Source organism: Streptacidiphilus sp. ASG 303, from assembly GCF_020991365.1.
Lineage (GTDB): Bacteria > Actinomycetota > Actinomycetes > Streptomycetales > Streptomycetaceae > Peterkaempfera.
Genome location: NZ_JAJLRA010000026.1, coordinates 39,377 through 60,157, shown reverse-complemented (window position 1 = coordinate 60,157; position 20,781 = coordinate 39,377). Strand labels below are relative to the sequence as shown.

General features: G+C 77.8%; 20 protein-coding genes. 7 read left to right on the top strand and 13 right to left on the bottom strand.

Features of this window, described 5'->3' with window-relative positions; translation table 11 throughout:
• Positions 1–9 precede the first annotated feature (9 nt).
• The 5 genes from LO771_RS24595 to LO771_RS24575 all read right to left on the bottom strand — a co-directional run bounded on the left by LO771_RS24595 (position 10) and on the right by LO771_RS24575 (position 5,655).
• Entirely contained in the window at positions 10–840 is an 831-nt protein-coding gene (locus LO771_RS24595; RefSeq protein WP_230746652.1) for a spermidine synthase, read from the bottom strand.
• 203 nt (positions 841–1,043) lie between these two features.
• Complete coding sequence (locus LO771_RS24590) at positions 1,044–2,027, bottom strand: alpha/beta hydrolase (RefSeq protein WP_230746620.1); 984 nt, start codon at positions 2,025–2,027, stop codon at positions 1,044–1,046.
• A 148-nt stretch (positions 2,028–2,175) separates the two neighbouring features.
• Positions 2,176–2,931, bottom strand: coding sequence for a succinate dehydrogenase/fumarate reductase iron-sulfur subunit (locus LO771_RS24585; RefSeq protein WP_230746619.1), 756 nt, complete (start codon positions 2,929–2,931; stop codon positions 2,176–2,178).
• On the bottom strand, positions 2,928–4,952 hold the full coding sequence (locus tag LO771_RS24580) for a fumarate reductase/succinate dehydrogenase flavoprotein subunit (protein WP_230746617.1): 2,025 nt from the start codon (positions 4,950–4,952) through the stop codon (positions 2,928–2,930). Before LO771_RS24580 ends, LO771_RS24585 begins: the two co-directional genes overlap by 4 nt.
• A 1-nt stretch (position 4,953) precedes the next feature.
• Positions 4,954–5,655, bottom strand: a complete 702-nt coding sequence (locus LO771_RS24575; RefSeq protein ID WP_230746615.1) for a succinate dehydrogenase cytochrome b subunit — start codon at positions 5,653–5,655, stop codon at positions 4,954–4,956.
• A gap of 83 nt (positions 5,656–5,738) precedes the next feature.
• Between LO771_RS24575 and LO771_RS24570 the strand changes: the two genes are divergently transcribed.
• From LO771_RS24570 to LO771_RS24560, 3 genes are all read left to right on the top strand, one after another.
• Entirely contained in the window at positions 5,739–6,701 is a 963-nt protein-coding gene (locus LO771_RS24570; protein ID WP_230746613.1) for a LysR family transcriptional regulator, read from the top strand.
• 217 nt (positions 6,702–6,918) lie between these two features.
• The gene (locus tag LO771_RS24565; RefSeq protein WP_230746610.1) at positions 6,919–7,224 is read left to right on the top strand and encodes a hypothetical protein; all 306 of its coding nucleotides are present in this window, start codon (positions 6,919–6,921) and stop codon (positions 7,222–7,224) included.
• Between the two features lie 121 nt (positions 7,225–7,345).
• Complete coding sequence (locus tag LO771_RS24560; RefSeq protein ID WP_230746608.1) at positions 7,346–8,407, top strand: YafY family protein; 1,062 nt, start codon at positions 7,346–7,348, stop codon at positions 8,405–8,407.
• Between the two features lie 4 nt (positions 8,408–8,411).
• Here the strand turns inward: LO771_RS24560 and LO771_RS24555 are convergent, their stop codons facing one another.
• Positions 8,412–9,158, bottom strand: coding sequence for a glycerophosphodiester phosphodiesterase family protein (locus tag LO771_RS24555; RefSeq protein ID WP_230746651.1), 747 nt, complete (start codon positions 9,156–9,158; stop codon positions 8,412–8,414).
• Between the two features lie 111 nt (positions 9,159–9,269).
• Complete coding sequence (locus tag LO771_RS24550) at positions 9,270–9,686, bottom strand: molybdopterin-binding protein (protein ID WP_230746605.1); 417 nt, start codon at positions 9,684–9,686, stop codon at positions 9,270–9,272.
• A 329-nt stretch (positions 9,687–10,015) separates the two neighbouring features.
• Between LO771_RS24550 and LO771_RS24545 the strand changes: the two genes are divergently transcribed.
• The gene (locus LO771_RS24545; RefSeq protein WP_230746603.1) at positions 10,016–10,261 is read left to right on the top strand and encodes a hypothetical protein; all 246 of its coding nucleotides are present in this window, start codon (positions 10,016–10,018) and stop codon (positions 10,259–10,261) included.
• Positions 10,262–10,404: 143 nt separating this feature from the next.
• Here LO771_RS24545 and LO771_RS24540 read toward each other — a convergent pair whose 3' ends face one another.
• Entirely contained in the window at positions 10,405–11,613 is a 1,209-nt protein-coding gene (locus LO771_RS24540; RefSeq protein ID WP_230746601.1) for an ROK family transcriptional regulator, read from the bottom strand.
• Between the two features lie 323 nt (positions 11,614–11,936).
• Here LO771_RS24540 and LO771_RS24535 point away from each other — a divergent pair, with 323 nt between their 5' ends.
• Positions 11,937–13,127 (top strand): MFS transporter, encoded by a 1,191-nt coding sequence (locus LO771_RS24535; protein WP_230746599.1) that lies wholly within the window; start codon positions 11,937–11,939, stop codon positions 13,125–13,127.
• Between the two features lie 49 nt (positions 13,128–13,176).
• On the opposite strand, the gene LO771_RS24530 is transcribed toward LO771_RS24535, so the two are convergent.
• The 3 genes from LO771_RS24530 to LO771_RS24520 all read right to left on the bottom strand — a co-directional run bounded on the left by LO771_RS24530 (position 13,177) and on the right by LO771_RS24520 (position 16,209).
• Complete coding sequence (locus LO771_RS24530; RefSeq protein WP_230746597.1) at positions 13,177–13,896, bottom strand: TSUP family transporter; 720 nt, start codon at positions 13,894–13,896, stop codon at positions 13,177–13,179.
• 325 nt (positions 13,897–14,221) lie between these two features.
• Positions 14,222–15,121 carry a hypothetical protein gene (locus LO771_RS24525; RefSeq protein WP_230746595.1) on the bottom strand — a complete coding sequence of 300 codons (900 nt, stop codon included), beginning with the start codon at positions 15,119–15,121 and terminating at the stop codon, positions 14,222–14,224.
• A complete protein-coding gene (locus tag LO771_RS24520) occupies positions 15,121–16,209 on the bottom strand; it encodes an SPFH domain-containing protein (RefSeq protein ID WP_230746590.1) in 1,089 nt (362 codons plus the stop codon). The genes LO771_RS24525 and LO771_RS24520 overlap by 1 nt, the downstream gene beginning before the upstream one ends.
• Positions 16,210–16,310: 101 nt before the next feature.
• Between LO771_RS24520 and LO771_RS24515 the strand changes: the two genes are divergently transcribed.
• Entirely contained in the window at positions 16,311–17,114 is an 804-nt protein-coding gene (locus LO771_RS24515) for a TVP38/TMEM64 family protein (RefSeq protein ID WP_230746589.1), read from the top strand.
• Positions 17,115–17,313: 199 nt separating this feature from the next.
• Here the strand turns inward: LO771_RS24515 and mug are convergent, their stop codons facing one another.
• Both mug and LO771_RS24505 read right to left on the bottom strand, forming a co-directional pair.
• Positions 17,314–17,931: a G/U mismatch-specific DNA glycosylase gene (mug, locus tag LO771_RS24510; protein WP_230746588.1), complete on the bottom strand. Its 618-nt coding sequence runs from the start codon at positions 17,929–17,931 to the stop codon at positions 17,314–17,316.
• Complete coding sequence (locus tag LO771_RS24505) at positions 17,931–18,455, bottom strand: MarR family winged helix-turn-helix transcriptional regulator (RefSeq protein WP_230746587.1); 525 nt, start codon at positions 18,453–18,455, stop codon at positions 17,931–17,933. Before LO771_RS24505 ends, mug begins: the two co-directional genes overlap by 1 nt.
• 156 nt (positions 18,456–18,611) lie before the next feature.
• Here LO771_RS24505 and LO771_RS24500 point away from each other — a divergent pair, with 156 nt between their 5' ends.
• Entirely contained in the window at positions 18,612–20,681 is a 2,070-nt protein-coding gene (locus LO771_RS24500) for an MMPL family transporter (RefSeq protein WP_230746586.1), read from the top strand.
• Positions 20,682–20,781 lie beyond the last annotated feature (100 nt).

The window sequence follows — 20,781 nt, the reverse complement described above, 5'->3', positions numbered from 1 at the left end:
CCGGGACCGTCAGGAGAGGGTGAAGGCGCCCTCCGGGGGTTCCGGGGAGGGGCGGGCGGCGGCGTCGGTGACCGGCGCGGCGGCGCCGGTGAACCGCTCCAGCGCGTCGCCGTCGACGACGCGGGCCGGGAAGGGGTCGGCGGCCAGGCGCCGCGCGAGGTCGGCGGCGGCGAGGGGGCGGGTCGAGCCGACCAGCACGACGTTGCCGAAGCGCCGGCCGCGCAGCACCGACGGCTCCGCCATCAGGCACACCTCGGGCAGCACCGCGCGGACGGTCGCGGCCTGGGCGCGGGCGAAGTCCAGCGGCGGGCCGTCGGCGAGGTTGGCCGCGTACAGGCCGCCCGGGCGCAGCACCCGGGCGGCCTCCCGGACGAACTCGACCGTGGTGAGGTGCGCGGGGACGCGGGAGCCGCCGAAGACGTCGGCGAGCACCAGGTCGGCGGAGCCGTCGGGGGCGGCGGCCAGCGCCTCGCGGGCGTCCCCCACGACGGCGTCGACGTGCACCCCCGGGCCCTGCCAGGGCAGTTCCTCGGCGATCAGCTCCAGCAGCGGGCCGTCGATCTCGACCACCCGCTGGCGGGATCCCGGCCGGGTGGCGGCGACGTACCGGGGCAGGGCGAGGGCGCCGCCGCCCAGGTGCAGGACGTCCAGCGGCAGGCCCGGGGCGGCGGCGGTGTCGACGACGTGGCCGAGGCGCCGGGCGTACTCGAACTCCAGGTGGGCGGGGTCGTCGGGGTCGACGTAGGACTGCGGGGTGCCGTCGAGGGTGAGCAGGCGGGCACGCGGCCGGTCGACGTCCGGGAGGAGGCGGGCGGTGCCGAGGGCGACGGCGCGCTGCACGGGGACGGGCTCGTCGGCGGGCGCGGGCTCGTCGGCGGGGGCTGCGGCGGACCCGGGGGCGTGCGGCTCGGGGGCGTCGGCCGGTTCGGGGTGGGGCACCGCACCATTCTCGGGCACGGGCCGCTCCCGGGCGCGGGGCGGCCCCACCGCCCCGGGCCCGGCCGCCCGCCGCCGGGCACCGGCCCGGCGGCGGGGAGGGGTGCTCAGCCGCGGACGGGGTCCGGCAGGTAGGCGGCCATCCAGCGGTCCAGCTCGCGGAAGACCCGGGCGCGGGGCTCGTCGGCGGAGAGCACCAGGTCGTGCACGCCGTCCTCGACGCGGACGGTGGTGACGTGGCGGCCGAGACGGGGGCCGAGGGCGGCGATGTCGTCGGCGCGCAGCACGGCGTCGGTCCGGTGCAGGGCGGCGTCCCAGCGGGTGGCGGTGCTGGAGGCGGTGGCCGCCATCAGCAGGACGGGGACGTCGATGTCCAGGCCGCGGCGCACCCGGCGGTGGCCCTGCTGGATCGCGGCGAGCCAGGCCGCGTACACGCCGAAGCCCTCGGCGGGCTTCAGGGCGAGGTCGAACTCCCAGGCGCCGCGGAAGTCGCGGTGCAGGCTGTGCACGTAGTGCGGGGCGGGCGGCATGGGCAGACGGCGGGTGCCGGCGAGGCGGCCGAGGGCGTCGACGGCGGGGGCGCCCAGGGTGCGGACCAGGGAGCCCGCCGGCATGGAGAGGAACGGGCTGTTGAGGAAGAGGCCGTCGACGACGCCCTGCCCGGCGCGGCGGTGCGCCCACAGGGCGGTGACGAGGCCGCCGGTGGAGTGGCCGTTGACGAGGAGCAGGTCGTGGCCGTCGACCTCGCGCACGATGCGGACCGCCTCGTCCAGCTCCTCGTCGTAGGCGTCGAGGGTGCGGACGAAGTTGGGCGAGTGGTGGGGGCGCAGCGAGCGGCCGTACTTGCGCAGGTCGAGGGCGTAGAAGTCGTAGCCGCGCTCGGTGTAGAAGTCGGCGAGGTGGGTCTGGAAGAAGTAGTCGACGAAGCCGTGGACGTAGAGCACGGCGCGCCGGGAGGGCCCGGCGCCGTCACCGGGGGCGGCGGCCCGGCGGCGGACGAGCGTGGCGAGGACCTCGCCCTCCTCGTCGGCGGCCAGGGGAAGGTCGACGGCCTCGTAGGGCTCGCCCAGGATGTCGGTACGGAACTCCACGCCGCAGACTGTAGTGACCGGGTCGCGGCCCGTGTCCCCCCTCGGGGCGTGGGCTTGGTCACGCCCGTGGCGGCCCGGCCCCGTCCCCGGCCCCGTGCCGGGCCCTGTGCCCGGCCCGGCGGGGGCGCCCGCCGGGCCGGGGTGACGGTCAGGGCCGGCGGGCGCCCCCCTTGCGCAGGGCCCGCAGGTACTCGCGGTTCATGGCGGCGATGGACGGCAGCGGGATGCCCTTGGGGCAGGCGGTAGCGCACTCCCCCGTGTTGGTGCAGCCGCCGAAGCCCTCCTCGTCCATGGCGGCCACCATGCCGAGCACCCGCGACTCGCGCTCGGGGGCGCCCTGCGGCAGCACGTTCAGGTGGACGACCTTGGCGGAGGTGAAGAGCATCGCCGAGCCGTTGGGGCAGGCCGCGACGCAGGCGCCGCAGCCGATGCACTCGGCGTGCTCGAAGGCGGTGTCGGCGGCCTCCTTGGGGACGGCCGTGGCGTGGGCCTCGGGGGCGGAGCCGGTGGGGGCGGTGACGTACCCGCCGGCGCCGATGATCCGGTCGAGGGCGGAGCGGTCGACGACGAGGTCCTTGACGACGGGGAAGGCGGCGGCGCGCCACGGTTCGACGTCGATGGTGTCGCCGTCGCGGAAGTGCCGCATGTGGAGCTGGCAGGCGGTGGTCCGCTCGGGGCCGTGGGCCTGCCCGTCGATGACCATGCCGCAGGAGCCGCAGATGCCCTCGCGGCAGTCGTGGTCGAAGGCGACGGGGTCCTCGCCGCGCAGGACGAGCTCCTCGTTGAGGACGTCCAGCACCTCCAGGAAGGACATGTCGGGGCTGACCCCCTCCACCCGGTAGGTGGTCATGGCCCCCTGCTCCTCGGGGGAGCGCTGGCGCCAGATGCGCAGGGTGAGGTTCACGCGTAGCTCCGCTGGGTGGGGTGGACGTACTCGAAGACCAGCTCCTCCTTGTGGAGGACCGGGGGGCCGCCGCCCGTGTGCTCCCAGGCGGCGACGTAGGAGAAGTGCTCGTCGTCGCGGAGGGCCTCGCCGTCGGGGGTCTGCGACTCCTCGCGGAAGTGGCCGCCGCAGGACTCGGTGCGGTGCAGGGCGTCGAGGCACATGAGCTCGGCGAGCTCCAGGTGGTCGGCGACGCGGTTGGCCTTCTCCAGCTGCTGGTTGAGCTCGGCGCCGCCGCCGGGCACCCGCACGCGGCGCCAGAACTCCTCGCGCAGCCCGGGGATGCGCTCCAGGGCCTCGCGCAGCCCGGCCTCGGTGCGGGCCATGCCGCAGTGCTCCCACATGATCTGCCCGAGCTCGCGGTGGAAGGACTCGGCGGTGCGGTCGCCCCCGACGGCCAGCAGCCGGGCGAGGCGCTCGCGGGTCTCGGCCACGGCCGCCGCGGCGGCCGGGTGGGAGGGGTCGGGCTCGTCGTGGGGGTGGCGGGCCAGGTAGTCGGCGAGGGTCGTCGGCAGGACGAAGTAGCCGTCGGCGAGGCCCTGCATGAGGGCGCTGGCGCCGAGGCGGTTGGCGCCGTGGTCGGAGAAGTTGGCCTCCCCGACGGCGAAGAGTCCGGGGACGGTGGTCATGAGGTCGTAGTCGACCCACAGGCCGCCCATCGTGTAGTGGACGGCGGGGTAGATGCGCATGGGCCGGGTGTAGGGGTCCTCGGCGGTGATGCGCTCGTACATCTCGAAGAGGTTGCCGTACTTCTCGGCGACCTTCTCCCGGCCCATGCGGGCGATGGCGTCGGCGAAGTCCAGGTAGACGCCCTGGCCGCCGGGGCCGACGCCGCGGCCCTCGTCGCAGACGTTCTTCGCGGCGCGGGAGGCGATGTCGCGGGGCACCAGGTTGCCGAAGGAGGGGTAGATCCGCTCCAGGTAGTAGTCGCGCTCCTCCTCGGGGATCTCCGCGGGCGGGCGGGTGTCGCCCTTGGCCTTGGGCACCCAGATGCGGCCGTCGTTGCGCAGCGACTCGCTCATCAGGGTGAGCTTGGACTGGTGGTCGCCGGAGCGCGGGATGCAGGTGGGGTGGATCTGGGTGAAGCAGGGGTTGCCGAACCAGGCGCCGCGGCGGTGGGCGCGCCAGACGGCCGTGGCGTTGGAGTTCTTGGCATTGGTGGAGAGGTGGAAGACGTTGCCGTAGCCGCCGGTGGCGAGCACGACGGCGTCGGCGAGGTGGACCGAGATCCGCCCCGTCACCAGGTCGCGGGCGACGATGCCGCGGGCGCGGCCGTCGATGACGACGAGGTCGAGCATCTCGGTGCGCGGGTGCATCTCGACGGCGCCCGCGTCGATCTGCCGGGACAGCGCCTGGTAGGCGCCGAGGAGCAGCTGCTGGCCGGTCTGGCCGCGGGCGTAGAAGGTGCGGGAGACCTGGACGCCGCCGAAGGAGCGGGTGTCCAGCAGGCCGCCGTACTCGCGGGCGAAGGGGACGCCCTGGGCGACGCACTGGTCGATGATCTGCAGCGAGACCTGGGCGAGGCGGGCGACGTTGGACTCGCGGGCGCGGAAGTCGCCGCCTTTGACGGTGTCGTAGAAGAGGCGGTGCACGGAGTCGCCGTCGTTGCGGTAGTTCTTGGCGGCGTTGATGCCGCCCTGCGCGGCGATGGAGTGGGCGCGGCGGGGCGAGTCCTGGTAGCAGAACTGGACGACGCGGTAGCCCTGTTCGGCGAGGGTGGCGCCGGCGGATCCGCCGGCCAGGCCGGTGCCGACGACGATGACGGTGTGCCGGCGGCGGTTGGCGGGGTTGACGAGCTTCGCGGTGAAGCGGCGGGTGTCCCAGCGCTCGTGGACGGGGCCGGCGGGGGCCCTGGTGTCGGCGAGGGGGTCGCCGACGGTGTAGGCGCCGACGGCGGGGGCTGGGGCCGCGGGGGCCTGGGCGGGGGCCGCGGGGCCCTGGGCCGGGGTCGCGGGGGCGGGGGTCGCGGTCGTGTCGGTCATGTCAGTCCACCAGTCCGGTCATCACGGCGACGGGCACGGAGACGAAGCCCGCGGTCAGCAGCACCGCCAGGACGTTCGCGGTCGCCTTCAGGGCGCGGTCGCGGCGTCGGTTGTTGGCGCCGAGCGTCTGGGCCGCGCTCCAGAAGCCGTGCCGGACGTGCAGGCCGAGGGCGAGCATCGCGGCGATGTAGAAGACGTCCGCGTACCAGGTGCGGAAGTCGGCGACGACGTTCTGGTACGGGTGGCCGTCCTCGCCGAGGGGGTTGACGACGCCGGCGGTGAGGTCGAGCAGGTGCCAGACGACGAACAGCCCGAGGATGACGCCGCCCCAGCGCATGGTGCGGGTGGCGTAGCTCGCGCGCGGCCTGCGGTGGGCGTACCGCTGCGGGCGGGCCGCGAGGTCGCGCCGGCTGAGCTGGTAGGCGGCGACGCCGTGCAGGACGACGCAGAGGGCGAGGACGGCGCGCTGGATCCACAGGAACCACGCCTCGTGCAGGGCGGGCTCGCCGAGGGTGCGCAGCCAGGCGGCGTACCCGTTGAACTCGGCCGGCCCGAAGAAGATCTTGAGGTTGCCGAGCATGTGGGCGGTGAGCCAGAGGAGCATGATCACGCCTGTGGCCGCCATGACCGCCTTCTTGCCGACGGTCGAGCCCCACAGCGTGCCGAGTGCGGACGTGCGCGCCGTCCGGGTCGCCAGTGCCATGGACGGGACGCTACGGCCGCCGGGGCTGACAGGTCCAAGACATGAACGGGCTCGTTCCGATAGGCGGGGGCTATCGTGGGAGCGTGCAGCTCCAGCAGCTCGTGTACTTCGTGGCCGTCGCCGAGACCCGCCACTTCACCCATGCGGCGGAGCGGACGCACGTCGCGCAGCCCTCGCTCTCCCAGCAGATCCGGGCGCTGGAGCGGGAGCTGGGCGCCGAGCTGTTCAGCCGCGCCCGCGGCAACATCGCGCTGACGGACGCGGGCGAGGCGCTGCTGCCGCTGGCCCGCCGCATCCTGGCCGACGCCGAGAGCGCCCGCCAGGAGGTGCAGGAACTCGCCCAGCTGCGCCGGGGCCGGGTGCGCCTGGGCGCCACGCCGAGCCTGTGCACCGGCCTGCTGCCGGAGGTGCTGCGCGCCTACCACCGCCGCTACCCCGGCATCCGGCTGGTGGTGCAGGAGGGCGGCTCCCGGGACCTGGTGCGCGGGCTGGCCGACGGCAGCCTGGACCTGGCGCTGATCATCCTGCCGCTGCACGGCAACGACCCCGCCCTCGCCACGACCGAGCTGCTGCGGGAGGACCTGGTGGTGGCCTCCGCGGCGGGCTCGCCGCCGCCGGGCGGCGGGCGGCCGGTGCGGGTGGCGGACCTGGAGGGCCGGCCGATGGTGATGTTCCGGCACGGCTACGACCTGCGGGACACCACGGTGGCGGCCTGCCGGGCGGCCGGGTTCGACCCGGTGCTGGCGGTGGAGGGCGGCGAGATGGACGCGGTCCTGGGGTTCGTGGAGGCGGGCCTCGGGCTCGCGGTGGTGCCGAGCATGGTGGCGGAGCGGCGGCCGTCGGTGCAGGTGACGCCGTTCGCCGGGGCGGTCCTGCAGCGGACGGTGGGGCTCGCGCACCGCAGGGACGTGGAGCCGCCGCGGGCCGCCCGCGAGCTGCGGCAGGTCCTGCTGGAGCACCTGGACCGGGCCGCCGCCGCAGGGACCCTCCCGCAGGGGACGCGGCGGGCGGGGCCGGCGCCGGGCGGGGCCGCGGACCGCGCCTGAGGGGGACGGATGCGCGGCGGCGCGTCAGCGGGTTTGCCGGGCAACGCCGTTGGAGCCCGACGCTGCCCCCGTGACGCACCGGGAGGCCGGAGGGGCGGACGACGGGGACGTGCGGCGGAGCAGGGCGGCGGGACGCGGAACAAGCGGCGGCGCGGCGGTGCTGAACCAGAGGAGACCGGGTGCGAGACCGGGTGCGCCGAGAGAACGTGAGGACGCCATGACCACCGCCGGGCCCCAGCGCGAGCCCCTCCCCCGTGACACCGCCCCCGTGGACGCGCCGCCGGACCCCGGCCGGGCGCCCGCGTCGCTGGTGACGGCCTGCGGGCGGCGGATCTCCGTCGCCGCCCTGTGCCTCGGCGGCGCCGGCGGCCCCTTCCCGCGGATCGCCCTGGACGTCGGCCCCGAGCGCGACGGCGCCTCCCGCGCCTGGGCGGGCCTCAGCCCGCAGGAGGCGCGCAGCCTGGCGTTCCTGCTGCTGGAGCAGGCCGCCGGCGCCGAGCACCGCGCGGCCGGGCGGGGCTGACCCGCCGTCCTGCCCTGCCGGGGCGCCCTCCGCGCCCGGCGGGACCGGCGGGACCGGCACCCCGGCACGGATCCCGCGACACGGACGGCACCTGTCCGCGAGGGCTGGCAGAGTCGGACCCGTGCTCCGGACCTCCGCACGCCTGCTGCGCCTGCTGTCCCTGCTCCAGTCCCGCCCGGACTGGACCGGCCCCGCCCTCGCCGAGCGCCTCGGCATCACCGCGCGCACGGTGCGGCGGGACGTGGACCGGCTCCGCGAGCTCGGCTACCCCGTGCACGCGACGCCGGGCGCGGCGGGCGGCTACCGGCTGGGCGCCGGGACGGCCCTGCCACCGCTCCTGCTGGACGACGACGAGGCGGTGGCCGTCGCCGTGGGCCTGCGGACGGCCGCGCACGGCACGGTCGCCGGGATGGCGGAGTCCTCGGTGCGCGCGCTGGCGAAACTGGAGCAGGTGCTGCCGTCCCGGCTGCGCCGCCGGGTGGCCGCCCTGCACGCCGCGACGGTCCCGCTGCACGGCGAGGGCCCCGCGGTGGACCCGGAGGTCCTCACGGTGCTCGCGGGCGCCTGCCGGGACCGGATGCGCACGCGGTTCGGCTACCGGGACCACGGGGGCGCGGGGAGCGCCCGGGTGGCGGAGCCGCACCGGCTGGTCTGCACCGGGCGCCGCTGGTACCTGGTGGCCTGGGACACGGACCGGGCGGACTGGCGCACCTTCCGGGTGGACCGGATCACCGGGCCGCTGCCGACCGGTCCGCGCTTCGAGGCCCGTGAACCGCCGGAGGGCGCGGCGGAGCGGGTGTCGCGCGGGGTCTCCACGGACGTGTACCGCTACCGGGCCCGGGTCACCCTGCAGGCCCCGGCGGAGGTCGTGGCCGCCCGGACCAGCCCGACGTCCGCCCGGGTGGAGCCGGTGGACGGGAACAGCTGCGTGCTGCGCGCCGGTGCGGACTCGCTGGACGGGCTGGCGGTGCACCTGACGATGTTCGGCGTGGACTTCGAGGTGCACGAGCCCCCGGAGCTGGCGGCACACCTGCGGACGCTGGCCGCCCGGCTGGAACGGGCGGCGGACGCGGGCGCGGACAGGGGGCCGGGCGGGGTGCAGGACGGGGGGCCGGGCAGCGACGTCGGCCCGGCTGCGGGTCAGGCCGAGGGTCCGGCGGGCAGTGCGGCCGAGGGCGGCTGAGGGCTCACCCCGGCGGTCCGGCCGCCGCGGCGGCGTCGATCAGCGCCCGCAGCACGCCGATGCGGTTGCTGGTGAGGGAGACCACCCCGGTGCGCAGCACCCGGGCCATGGTGCGGCGGACGTCCACCGTCCAGGCGCTGACCTGGAGGCCCGCCCCGCGGGCGCGGTCCACCAGGACCGGCGTGACCAGGCCGAACGGCAGGTTGAGCAGGTGCGGCCGCAGGTCCGCGAGCAGCGACGGCGGGGGCGCGAGCGGCGTCCGCCAGGTCAGCGAGACCTCGGCGGCGGGCGCGTGGCGGCGCACGGCGAGCATGGCCGAGGGCGGCCCGCAGTACACGACGCGGTCGGCCGCGCCGCACCGCGCGGCCTCGGCACAGGCGGCCGCGGCCGGTCCGGCGTCGTCGAGGTCGACCATGAGCAGGGGCGGCCGGCCGGCCGGGGTCGGCGGCGCCGCGGCGACCAGCGCGAGGGCCTCGGCGAGGGTCGGTACGCGCAGCGGCGCGGCCGGGCCCTCGATGCGGCGCAGGTCGGCCAGGGTGAGGGCGGCGAGCGGCCGGTCGAGGCCCCACAGGCGCTTCAGGGTGGGGTCGTGGAGGAGGACCGGCACGCCGTCGCGGGTGAGGCGGACGTCGACCTCGACCGCGTCGGCGCCGGCGGCCAGGGCGGAGCGCAGCGACGGGAGGGTGTTCTCCCGGTGGCGGTAGGGGTCGCCGCGGTGGGCGACGGCGCGGGGCGCGGCGGGGACGGCCATGGTGGGGACGGCCGTGGTGGGGAGCGGCACGGCGGCGCGGGGGGCGACGGCGCGGGGCCGGGCGGGACGGGGCCGGGGGCCGGAGGGCGCGGGGTGCTGCACGGGTGCGCCTCAGCCCTGCTCGACGACGACGTTGGTGGACTTCACCACGGCGACCGCCGGGGAGCCGGGCTCCAGGCCGAGCTCCTCGGCGGACTCCCGGCTGATGAGGGAGACCACCCGGAACGGACCGGCCTGGATCTCCACCTGGGCGGCCACGTCGCCGAGGACGACCTCGGTGACGATGCCGCGGAAGCGGTTGCGGGCCGAGGAGGGCAGGCCGGCCGCCGCGGCGTTCTCCGGACGGGCCAGCTCGCGGGCGAAGGCCGCCAGGCGGGCGCCGGGGACGATGCGGTGGCCGTGCTCGTCGCGTTCGGCGGCGAGCCGCCCGGCGTCGATCCAGCGGCGCACGGTGTCGGGGCTGACGCCGAGCAGGGCGGCGGCCTCCCCGATCCGGTAGCTGTTCGCGGGCCGGCCGGGCTGCGGCATCGGGGCCCCTCCTCGGTGGTGCGGGCGCCGGGGCGGCGCGGGCTGCGGGCGGATCGGCGGCCGGGCGCGGGGCCGCGGTGACCGGGGCCATCCTGCCGTACGGCCGGGGCGGGCGTGCGGCGCGCCCCGGTGGCGGGCGTGTGGCGCATCGGGGGGACACGGGACGGGCCGGGGACGCGATCCGGGTTGAAGTCCCGCGATCCGGGCAAGCGGCGGATCAGCGCTCGTCCGGAAGGTCCGGGAGGCGTCCGGTCCGCGGCGGTGTGCACCGCTGCGCACTGGAACCCGGGGAAGGGACCGGAAAGCGCGGGATGTACGGTACGGCTGTTATGCACAGGGAGCAGGGCATGGAGCAGGGCAGGGGTCCGGCGGAGGAGTTCCTCGGCGACGCGGCGGTGCCGCCGCAGCAGGGGCCGACGGTGCGGCAGGTCGTCGGGCGGGCCGCCTTCGGCGTGGCCGCGGCGGCCGGGCTGGTCGCGGCGGTGGTGCTGGGCACGCCCGCGCTGCAGACGCCGGAGGCCGCCCACCACGGCGGCGGCAGCGGCGTGCACCGGGCGGCGGACGCCCCCCGCTGAGGGCGGTCCCGCGGACGGCCCCGCGGGTGGCCCCGTCCACGGGTGGCGCGGGCCTGCGGGTTCGTGTGGCCGGCGGGCGTCCGGATGTGCGGGTGTGCGGGTTCACATGGCCGGCGGACGTCCGGAGGAGCCGCGGGCGCGGCTCAGGGGCCGCCGAAGAGGTCCTGGTGGACGGCGTCCAGGGCGGTGAGCACGGCCCCGCCGAGGACGGCGCTGCCGGCGACGGTGCCGAACCGGACCTCGGTCCGCAGCGGGAGGAGGTCCGCCAGGCGGGCCGCGACCCGGTCGGCGAGGGCGGTTCCCCCCGCCCGGCCGACCTCCCCCCCGAGGACGACGCAGCCGGGGTCGAGGACCGCGCAGACCGCCGCGGCGCCGACGGCCACCCGTGCGGCGAGGGCGTCGAGGAACGGCCCGCCGGACTCCCCGGCGGCCAGGGCCGCGCGCACGGCCGCCTCGGCGGCGGGCGCGTCGTCGGCCGGACCGGCGGGCAGGCCGTGGTCGCGCGCCAGGGCGCAGACGGCGGCGGCGCCGGCGGTGCTGTGGAATCCCCCCTGGCAGTCGGTCGCGTTGGGGAGCCGTGAGGTGCCGGGCACGGGCAGGAAGCCGATCTCCCCGGTGCCCCCGGACGCACCCCGGCGGAGCCTGCCGTCGAGGACGGCGGCGGCGCCCACGCCGTGGCCGAGCCAGAGCAGGACGAAGGTGTCGCGGTCGCGGACCGCGCCGAGGCGCCGTTCGGCGATGCCGGCGAGGTTCACCTCGTTCTCCAGCAGGACCAGGGAGCCCGCGAACGGTCCGGGGGCGGCGGTGCGGGCGCGGAGCGCCTGCACCAGGTCGGCGTGCCAGTGGGGCAGTTCGGCGGTGGCCCGGAGTTCGCCGGTGGCGGGGTCGACCAGCCCGGGTGCGCCGACGGCGACGGTGTGGAGGGAGCCGGCCCCGGCGCGGCGGGCGGTGTCGGCGAGGGCCTCCAGGGCGGCGTCGACGAGGGCGGCGGGCGGGGTGCCGGGCGTGACGGGCAGGTCGGCGGTGGCCAGGGTGCGCCCGGCGAGGTCGGCGACGGCGATGCCCACGCCGACGGTGCGGACGTCGACGCCGGCGACGTGGGCGCGGTCGGCGACCAGCCCGTAGAGACGGGCGTTGGGGCCGCGGCGGGCCTCGCCCGCCTCCCCCACCACCGCGACCAGTCCGCTCCGCCCGAGCCGCTCCAGGAGGTCGGAGACGGTGGGGCGGGAGAGGCCGGTGAGGTCCCTGAGCCGGGCGGCGGTGAGCGGGCCCTGTTCGAGCAGCAGGCCGAGGGCCAGCCGGTCGTTGATCGCGCGGGCCGTGCTCGGGGTGGCCGTGCGGGCGGTGGTCATGGGGCCGCATCCTCCCAGAAGGTGCGCGCTGTTTCTATCAGGGACCCTTCCTGATAGTTTTCCGTCCGCACCGCCACCACCGCCCGCCCGCACCGGCCCGACCGTGCGGGCCCCGACCGCGCGCCCGCACGGCGGACGCGGCCGGGACACCAGCACCGCGCCCCGGCGGAACCGCAGGACCGCGGCCCGCCAGGACCGCAGGGCGCCGGCCGCACCGGACCGGCGGCACCGCACCAGCCGCACCACACCGGGCCGGAACCGCACCGGACCGACGACAACCACCGCGGGGCCGCCCGGCCGCGCACCGGGGAGGACACGCACGCATGGACCAGCACGCCGTCCGCAGGGCCAGGGTCGCCGTGGCACTCGTCTTCGCCCTCCACGGGGCCGTCACGGGGAGCTTCGCCACCCGCATCCCCTGGGTGCAGGAGCGGCTGGGCCTCGGGGCCGGCGCCCTCGGCCTGGCCCTGGTCATGCCCGCCCTCGGCGCGTCGCTGGCGATGCCGCTGGCCGGCCGGATCGTGCACCGCTACGGCGGCCGGGCGGCGGTGCGCGGGCTGCTCGCCCTGTGGTGCGCCTCGCTGGCGCTCCCCGCCGCCGCGCCCGGCCTGCCGGCGCTCTGCGTGGCGCTGCTGGTCTACGGCGGCACCGCCGGAATGGCGGACGTCGCCATGAACGCCCAGGGCGTCGAGGTCGAGCAGCGGCTCGGGCGGTCGATCATGTCGGGGCTGCACGGCATGTGGAGCGTCGGCGGCCTGGCGGCCTCGGGCTTCGGTGTGCTGGCCGCGCACGCGGGGGTCGACGCCCGCCTGCACCTGGGGGTGATGGCCGCGCTGCTCGTGGTGGGCGGACTGGTGGCCTGCCGCGGCCTGCTGGACGTGCGCCCCGCGCCCGGGGAGGAGGCCCCGCCGCGGTTCGCGCTGCCGCCGCGGGCCGCGCTGGCGATCGGCCTGGTGGGCTTCTGCGCGGTCTTCGCCGAGGGCGCCAGCGCCGACTGGTGCGCCGTCTACCTGAAGGACGTCACGGGCGCCTCGGCGGGTGTGGCGGCCGCCTGCTACTCCGGCTTCGCCTTCACCATGGCCGGGGCCCGCCTGGCGGGGGACGCCGTGGTGCGGCGGACCGGCCCGGTGCGGGCCGTGCGGCTGGGCGGGGCGACGGCGGCGGCGGGCGGCCTCCTGGTGGTGGCGGCGGACACGCCGGCGCTGGCCGTGCCCGGGTTCGCGCTGCTGGGCGTCGGCGTGGCGGTGGTCGTCCCGCTGGCGTTCGCGGCGGCCGGGCGCAGCGGTCCCAACCCCAGCCAGGCCATCGCGGGTGTGGCCACGATCACCTACACCTCCGGCCTGGTCGCCCCGGCCGCCGTGGGCGCGCTGGCCCAGGCGACGTCGCTGACCGTCTCCTTCGGCCTGGTCACCGTCCTGGTGGCGGCCCTGGTGGTGTCCGCGGGCGCTCTGCGGGGCGCCGCGCTCCCCGCGCCGGCGGGCGCCGTCCCGGCCGTTCCCGACCCCGTCCGCTGACGCCGGTGCCGGCGGGCCCCGGCCTGCGGGGCCCGGGGCGCCCGGCGGTTCAGCCGAGGAGCCCCTTGGCCAGGACGGCCAGGGCGCCGGCGAGGGCCAGGCCGAGGACGAGCTGCCGGGCCCGGCGCTCGGGGATCCGGTCGCCCAGCAGGCGTCCGGCCAGCGCGCCGCCGCCCACCCCCGCCGCCGGCAGGAGCCACACCGGGGCGGGGAGGCGGGGCAGGCCCTTGGCGGCGACCGAGGAGAGGTTGACCAGCACGCCGTAGAACTGCGCGTTGGGCACGAACTCCCGCACCGGCCAGCGGGCGTTGACCGCGTAGAGCGAGAGGGCGGGGCCGCCCACCCCGGCCGAGGCGTTGAGGAAGCCGCCGGCCGCCCCGGCCGCGACCGCGCCGCCCCGGCCGCGCAGCGCCGCGACGCGCACCCCGCAGGCCACGAGCAGCACCGCGGCGGCGACCGCCGTGCCGACGGCGGTGAGCAGGACGTCCCCCGGCAGCCGGTCCGCGACCCAGGCACCGGCCGGTACGGTGCAGGCCGCCGCGAGGACCAGCGGCACCATCGACGCCGTCCGGACCCGGCGCCGGCCCTCGCACAGGCCGAGGGCGCTGACGGCGCCCGAGGCGCAGTTGGCGACCAGCACCCCCTGGGCGGGGCCGACCAGGAGCGCGAGGACGGGTGCGGCGACCAGGGCGAAGCCGATGCCGGTGAGGCGCTGGACGGACGCGCCGAGCAGGACGGCGGCCCCCAGCAGCAGGTCGTCGGCGGTCATGCGGCAGGGTCCTCTCGTCCGCGCCCGTCCGCGTGCGGCGGGAGCGTCCGGGGCGGCCGCCCCGGCCGCGACCGCCGCACGCGGACGGGCGCGGGCCCTCCGGCGGACGGACGACGGTACTGCACGGGCGGTCCCCGGCGCCCGCGGAGGGACCGGAGGGGGCCGGTCGCACCCCCCTGGGGTGCGGCCGCGGTCACCGGTCCGCCCCGCCGCGGCCGTGTGCGCGGCGGCGCCCCGGGGGCCGGCGGGCCGGCAGCAGGGCGGCGGGGACGCCGGCCGGGCGACGCCGGTCCCGCCCGCAGCGCCGCCGCGCACGTCGCCGCCGTCAGGCGAGCAGCCGCAGCCGGGTGGCGGAGACGCCGACGCGGACGGTCTGCCCCCAGGTGAGCTCCAGGGCGTCGGACTCCACGCCGTCGCCGAAGACGACCAGCCGGTCGGACTCCGCGGTGAGGGCGAGCCGGTCCCCCGGGCCCAGCAGTCCCTGCACCTGCGCGGTGCCGGTCGCGGGCGACGGCCACGCCTCGCGGACGAACCAGGCGAGCGCGGCGGCGGACGGCGCGGGCAGCGGCAGCTCGCTGCGCCGCTCCAGCCAGGCGGAGCGGCACCAGCCGGTGGCGCCGGTGCCGGTGCCGACCAGCACGCCGGAGGAGGCCTGCGCCTCCTCGCGGCCGCCGCCCGCGGCGAGGCGGTAGCGGGAGGTCTGGTGGCCGGGCTGGCCGAGGTAGACCTCGTTGAGGGCCAGCAGCCGCTGGGTGTCGTCGGCGACCGCCTCGACCATGGTGCGCTCCTCCAGGCGGCGGCCGGCCGCGGGGCCGACGGCCGCCCGCAGCAGCGCGGGCGCGTCCTCGGGCTGGTGGCGCACCAGGACGCCGGGGTTGCGGCCCGGGTCGGTGTCGACGCCGACGACGGGCTGCCCGTCGAGGTACTTGGCGGTGTTGGCGACCAGGCCGTCCTGGCCGACGACGGCGACGACGTCGTCCGGGGCGAAGAGGAACCGGGCGAGGTCGCCGCGCTCGACGCGGGTGCGGCGCCAGTCGGAGGGCACGGCGGCGGCGACCTCGGCGAGGGCGGCCAGGGTGCGGTGGTGGCGCCGTTCGGCCTCGTCGAGGGAGCGGCCCCGGGAGGCGAGGAAGAACGCGGCCTGGCCGGGGGTGCCGTGCCGGGCGACCAGCTCCTCGTACTCGGTGCGGCGGTGGACGACGACCACCCGCGGGGCGAGCGCCATCAGCCGCGCCCCTCCCCCGGCACGGCCTTCCCCGGGATGGACGCCCCCGGCACTGCCTCCGCCGGGGCGGCCCTGCCCGGTGCGGCCTCCGCCGGGGCGGCGCCGAGGCGGGAGAGGAGGCCGGTGACGAGGTCGGGGGTGAGGGTGACGCTGTCGATGCGCGGCAGGTGCTCGGCGAGCCGCAGGAGGGCGAGGGCCCGGAGCGTGGCGGGGTCGGCCTGCTGGTGGGCGGTGAGCCAGGCGGCCTCGGCGGCGGCCCTCGCGTCGCCGAGGACGCGGGCGGCGTCCGCCTCGGCCTCGGCGAGGCGGGTGCGGCGGGACGCCTCGGCCTCGGCGCTGATCCGGTCGGCGGCGGCGCCCTCCTCGGCCTGGAGGCGGGCGTTGGCGCCCTGCTGGGCGAGGAGCTGCTCCTCGCGGCGGGCGAGTTCGATCCTGCTGCCGAGTTCGTTCTCGGCGATGGCGCGTTCGCGTTCGACGGCGACGGCGCGGCGCTCGTAGGTGGCGCGGTCGGCCTCCTGCTGGACGAGTTCGCGGGCGGGGGTGCGCAGGGCGCGCTCCACCTCGGGCTCGGGGCGCAGGGCGACGACGCGGACGGCGATGACGGCGAGGCCGGTCTCGGCGAGGCGCGGGTCGGCGGCGAGGCCGGCGGTGACGCGTTCGCGGACGGCGGTGACGCCGTCGGTGAGGGCGGCGGCCAGCGGCGTGCGGGCGAGCAGGTCGAGGGCGTGCTGCTGGGCGGTCTCGGTGAGGAGGGTGCCGAGCTGGTCGAGCGGGGCGGCCCGCCAGGCGCCGGTGTCGGGGTCGACGGAGAAGTCGACGCGGGCGGCGGCGACGGCGGGGTCGGTGATGCGGTAGGTGAGGGTGGCCTGGACGGTGACGTCCTGGAAGTCGGCGGTGCGGGCGTGGAAGAGCACGGCCAGTTCGCGGTCGTCGACGGGGACCTCGGAGAGGGCGGCGTCCAGCGGCCGGAACCAGAAGGCGAGGCCGACGCCGTCGTGGGCGAGGGTGCCGCCGCGCAGGTGGCGGATGTGGGCGGTGGGTGCGGCGCGCAGGTGTCGGAACCCGAGGCGCCTGGTGATGTCGGCCATGTCGCTCCCCTTTTCGTCATGATGACGATAGAGAGCCCGCCCACTTATCGTCAAGTGGACGACAATAGGCGCGGCGGTCCGGCCCGCTATAGGCTCCACGGATGCTCCAGGAACGGACATCCCGCGAACGGACGCCCGGCAGCCCCGTACCCGGTGGACAGGCGCCCGGTGGCCCCGCGCCCGACGCACCGCCGCCCGGCGGACCGGCGGCCGACGGGCGGCCCCCCGGCGGGGCCGCGCACACCGCACCCCGCGGCGGCCCGGCGTCGCCGCGCGCACGCCTGGCCCTGCTGGTCCTCGTGCTCGCCGCCGCGGCCTGCTCGCTGCTGCTGTGGAGCCCGCAGCAGGTCTTCTCCCAGGGCTTCGCCACGCTCGTGCCGGCCCCCTGGACGGGCCCCGCCTTCGCGGCGCTCTTCGCCCTCGGCACGCTCGCCTTCGTGCCGAAGCCCGCGCTCAACGCGGCGGCCGGCGCGCTCTTCGGCGTCCACGAGGGGCTGGCACTGGCCGTGGCGGGCACCACCCTCGGCGCCTGGCTGGCCTTCGGGCTGGGGCGCGCCCTGGGGCGCGACGCGGTGCGGCCGCTGCTGCGGGGCAGGGCGCTGACCGCCCTGGACCGGCTGCTGACCCGCCAGGGCTTCCGCAGCGTGCTGCTGCTGCGGATCGTGCCCGGGGTGCCGTTCCAGGCGGCCAACTTCGGCGCCGCCTTCTCCGGGGTGCGGGCGCTGCCGTTCACCGCGGCGACGGCGCTCGGGGTGATCCCGGGGACGGCCGCGTACGTGGTCGCGGGCGCCTCGGCGTCCTCGCCCGGCTCCCCCGCCTTCCTGCTCTCCGTCGGCCTGATCGCCGTCACGGGGCTGCTGAGCGCCGCCTCGCTGTGGCGGGCGCGGCGCCGGGCGGCCGCCTGACGGACCTGCGCCGGGGACCGCACGGGGGAAGCGGACCGCCGGGGCGCACCGGGCCGGACCGGCAGGTCAGGGCGGGGCGCGGCAGGACGCGGCGCGGCGCGGCAGGACGGGGCGCGGCAGGACGGGGCGCGGCAGGACGGGGCGCGGCAGGTCAGGGCACGGCAGGTCAGGGCACGGCAGAGCGGTCGGCGGCCCGCCGTCAGAGGCCGGGCAGCGGCTCCGCGTCGGGGGCGGGGGCGGTCCCGTCGGCGGCGGCGCGCAGGCGGGCGAACTCCTCGGCGAGGGTCTGCGCCGTCCAGTGGGCGTTGAGTCCGCTGGGGTTAGGCAGCACCCAGACCCGGGACCCCCCGATCCGCCCGGGCTGCGGCCCGACCGCCGCCTTCGGCGCGGCGAAGGCGGCCCGGTACGCGGTGACGCCGACGACGGCGAGCCAGCGCGGCCGGTACCGCTCCACCCGGGCGGTGAGGAGGCGGCCGCCCTCGGTGTACTCCTGCGGGGCGAGTTCGTCGGCGCGGGCGGTGGCGCGGGCCACGACGTTGGTGATGCCGAGCCCGAGGCCGAGCAGCTCGCGCTCCTCCTCGGGCCGCAGCAGGCGCGGGGTGAAGCCGGAGCGGTGCAGGGCGGGCCAGAAGCGGTTGCCGGGGCGGGCGAAGTGGTGACCGGTGGCGGCCGACCACAGGCCGGGGTTGATGCCGCAGAAGAGCACCCGCAGGCCGTCGGCGACGACGTCGGGGACGGTCCGGTCGCGGGCGGCCTCCAGCTCGGCGCGGGTGGGGCGCGCGGCGCGGCCGGGGGGCGCGGGGCGTACGGCGTCCATCAGTGCGCCCCTCCCTCGGCCGCCTCGCGCCGGCGGTCCAGCCGCAGCCGCTCCAGCTCCTCGGTCATCCGCTCCAGGAAGCGCGCCACCACCCGCAGCTCCGCCGCGTCGAACTCCGCCCGGACGGTGTCGGTGCACTCGGCCACCGGGGTGAACCACTCCATCGCCACCCGGCTGGCCCCGGGGGTGTAGTGCACCCGGACCTGCCGGCGGTCGGCGCTGTCGCGGGTGCGGTGGACGTGCCCGGCGCGCTCCAGGCGGTCGAGGACGGCCGTGACCGCGCCCGAGGTCAGGCCCAGCTCCTCGCGGAGCCGCCCGGGCGTGGCCGCCCCGCCGGCCTCGGCGGACGGTCCGGCCGAACCGCCCATGACGGCGAGCAGCGCCTGGACGTCGGTGGCGTGCAGCCCCTGGGACGCGGCGAAGTCGTGGCCCAGCAGGTTCATCTCCGACGCCAGGGCCTGCAGCAGCCGGCCGAAGGTGCGGCGGTCCGGGGCGGGCGGCGGGGCGTGGTCGTCGGCGGGCAAGGGTCCCCTTCCGGTGGTGGCGGACTGCGGCGGCGGACTGCGGTGGACTGGCTGACGGGACCAGCTTAGGCTCGGCGGCATCGGGTAGGTAGCTCAGGCGTTAAGCTTCTCAACGATTGAGAGATACCTCCCTCCGGATCGAGGACTCCCCCTGCCATGCCCAAGAACATCCGCAGAACGCGGCTGCTCCTCCCCCTCCTGCTGCTCGTGGCCTGGCTCGCCCTGGGCGGCGGGCTCGGCTCCTTCGCGGGGAGGCTCGGCGAGGTCGCCACCAACGACAGCACCCGCTTCCTGCCGCAGAGCGCCGAGTCCACCGAGGTCGCCGCCGCCCGGCGGGCCTTCGAGAAGGACGCCGGCCTGCCGGTCGTCGTCGTCTGGGAGGCGAAGGACGGGCGCGTCACCGACGCCCAGCGCGCCGCCGCCCAGCAGGCCCTGCAGAAGGCCGCGCAGGTCCCCGGCGCCACCGGCAAGGCCACCCCCGCGCTGCCGTCGAAGGACGGGAAGGCGCTGGAGGGCGTGGTGGAGCTCCGCTCCGACCTCGGCGAGAAGGTGCCCGACAGCGTCGACGCCGTCCGCGCCGCCGTGGCGCAGGTGCCCGGCGCCACGGCCGGGCTCGCCGGACCCGCCGCCGTCCAGGCCGACCTCGCGGGCGCCTTCGCCGGCATCGACGGGCTGCTGCTCGGCGTCGCCCTCGGCGTGGTGCTGGTGATCCTCCTCGCGGTCTACCGCAGCGTCCTGCTCCCGCTGCTGGTGATCATGGGGGCGGTCTTCGCCCTCGGGGTGGCCTGCGCGATCGTGTACGCGCTGGCGAAGCAGGGCCTGGTCAAGGTCGACGGGCAGATCCAGGGCCTGCTGTCCATCCTGGTGATCGGCGCCGCCACCGACTACGCCCTGCTGCTGTCCGCCCGCTTCCGCGAGGAGCTGGAGCAGCAGGCCGACCGCTTCGCGGCCATGCGCACGGCCTGGCGGCGGTCGGTGGAGCCCATCACGGCCTCCGGCCTGACCGTGGCCCTCGGCCTGCTGGTGCTGCTGCTCTCCGACCTCAGCAACAACCGGGCGCTGGGCCCGGTCGGCGCCATCGGCATCGCCTGCGCGGTGCTGTCCGCCCTGACCTTCCTGCCGGCGGCGCTCGTGCTGCTGGGCCGCACGGCGTACTGGCCCGCGAAGCCCGCCCACGGCGACGGCGCGCCGGTCCACGGCGTGTGGCGCCGCGTCGCCGCCCTGGTGGGGCGCCGGCCCCGCGCCGTGTGGGCGCTGAGCCTCGCGGTGCTCGCCGTGTTCGCGGCGTTCTCGCCGCTGCTGAAGTCCGGCGGCGTCCCGCAGAGCGAGCTGTTCACCACCGCCCAGCCGTCGGTGGCGGCGCAGGAGATGCTCACCCGGCACTTCCCCGGCGGCTCCGGCAACCCCGCCGTCGTGATCGCCGAGGCGGGCGCGGCCGACCGGGTCGCCGCGGCGGCGAAGGGCGTCGACGGCGTCAGCGGCGTCGCCCCGTGGACCGGCGGGAAGCCCGGCGGCGCCCCGGTGCAGGTCGAGGGCCGGGTGCGGCTGGACGTCACCCTTGCCGACGCCGCCGACAGCAACGCCGCGGTGGACACCGTCAAGCGGCTGCGGAGCGCGGTGCACGCCGTGCCGGGCGCGCAGGCGCAGGTCGGCGGGTTCACCGCCCAGCAGTACGACACCCGGGTCACCGGGGAGCGCGACCGGGCGGTGATCACGCCCGTGGTGCTGCTCTGCATCCTGGCGATCCTGGTGGTGCTGCTGCGCTCCCTGCTGACGCCGGTGCTGCTGGCGGCGACGGTCGCCCTCTCCTACCTGGCGACGCTCGGCGTGTCGGCGCTGGTCTTCCGCCACCTGTTCGACTTCACGGCCACCGACCCGGCGGTGCCGCTGTACGGGTACGTCTTCCTGGTGGCGCTCGGCGTGGACTACAACATCTTCCTGATGACCCGGGTCCGCGAGGAGTCGAAGCGGCACGGCACCCGGGAGGGCGTGCTGCGCGGCCTGACGGCGACCGGCGGGGTGATCACCTCGGCGGGCGTGGTGCTGGCGGCGACGTTCGCGGCGCTCGGCGTGATCCCGCTGGCGTTCCTCACCCAGATCGCCTTCATCGTCGCCTTCGGCGTCCTGCTCGACACGCTGCTGGTGCGGTCGCTGCTGGTGCCGGCCCTGGTGTACGACCTGGACGAGCGGGCCTGGTGGCCGGCCCGGCTGAGGCGCGACGCGTAGCGGGCACCGCAAGGACCGGTACCGGGCCGCCTCCCCGCCGCGGGGAGGCGGCCCGGCCGCGTGTCCGGCCGCCTGCCCGGCCGTGCGCCCGGGCCGTCGC

Excerpts from the sequence above, each read along its gene's own strand:
- LO771_RS24580 (WP_230746617.1), bottom strand. The coding sequence starts at position 4,952 with ATGACCGACACGACCGCGACCCCCGCCCCCGCGACCCCGGCCCAGGGC.
- LO771_RS24575 (WP_230746615.1), bottom strand. The coding sequence starts at position 5,655 with ATGGCACTGGCGACCCGGACGGCGCGCACGTCCGCACTCGGCACGCTG.
- LO771_RS24565 (WP_230746610.1), top strand. The coding sequence starts at position 6,919 with ATGACCACCGCCGGGCCCCAGCGCGAGCCCCTCCCCCGTGACACCGCC.
- LO771_RS24555 (WP_230746651.1), bottom strand. The coding sequence starts at position 9,158 with ATGGCCGTCCCCGCCGCGCCCCGCGCCGTCGCCCACCGCGGCGACCCC.
- LO771_RS24550 (WP_230746605.1), bottom strand. The coding sequence starts at position 9,686 with ATGCCGCAGCCCGGCCGGCCCGCGAACAGCTACCGGATCGGGGAGGCC.
- LO771_RS24545 (WP_230746603.1), top strand. The coding sequence starts at position 10,016 with ATGCACAGGGAGCAGGGCATGGAGCAGGGCAGGGGTCCGGCGGAGGAG.
- LO771_RS24540 (WP_230746601.1), bottom strand. The coding sequence starts at position 11,613 with ATGACCACCGCCCGCACGGCCACCCCGAGCACGGCCCGCGCGATCAAC.
- LO771_RS24535 (WP_230746599.1), top strand. The coding sequence starts at position 11,937 with ATGGACCAGCACGCCGTCCGCAGGGCCAGGGTCGCCGTGGCACTCGTC.
- LO771_RS24530 (WP_230746597.1), bottom strand. The coding sequence starts at position 13,896 with ATGACCGCCGACGACCTGCTGCTGGGGGCCGCCGTCCTGCTCGGCGCG.
- LO771_RS24525 (WP_230746595.1), bottom strand. The coding sequence starts at position 15,121 with ATGGCGCTCGCCCCGCGGGTGGTCGTCGTCCACCGCCGCACCGAGTAC.
- LO771_RS24520 (WP_230746590.1), bottom strand. The coding sequence starts at position 16,209 with ATGGCCGACATCACCAGGCGCCTCGGGTTCCGACACCTGCGCGCCGCA.
- LO771_RS24515 (WP_230746589.1), top strand. The coding sequence starts at position 16,311 with ATGCTCCAGGAACGGACATCCCGCGAACGGACGCCCGGCAGCCCCGTA.
- mug (WP_230746588.1), bottom strand. The coding sequence starts at position 17,931 with ATGGACGCCGTACGCCCCGCGCCCCCCGGCCGCGCCGCGCGCCCCACC.
- LO771_RS24500 (WP_230746586.1), top strand. The coding sequence starts at position 18,612 with ATGCCCAAGAACATCCGCAGAACGCGGCTGCTCCTCCCCCTCCTGCTG.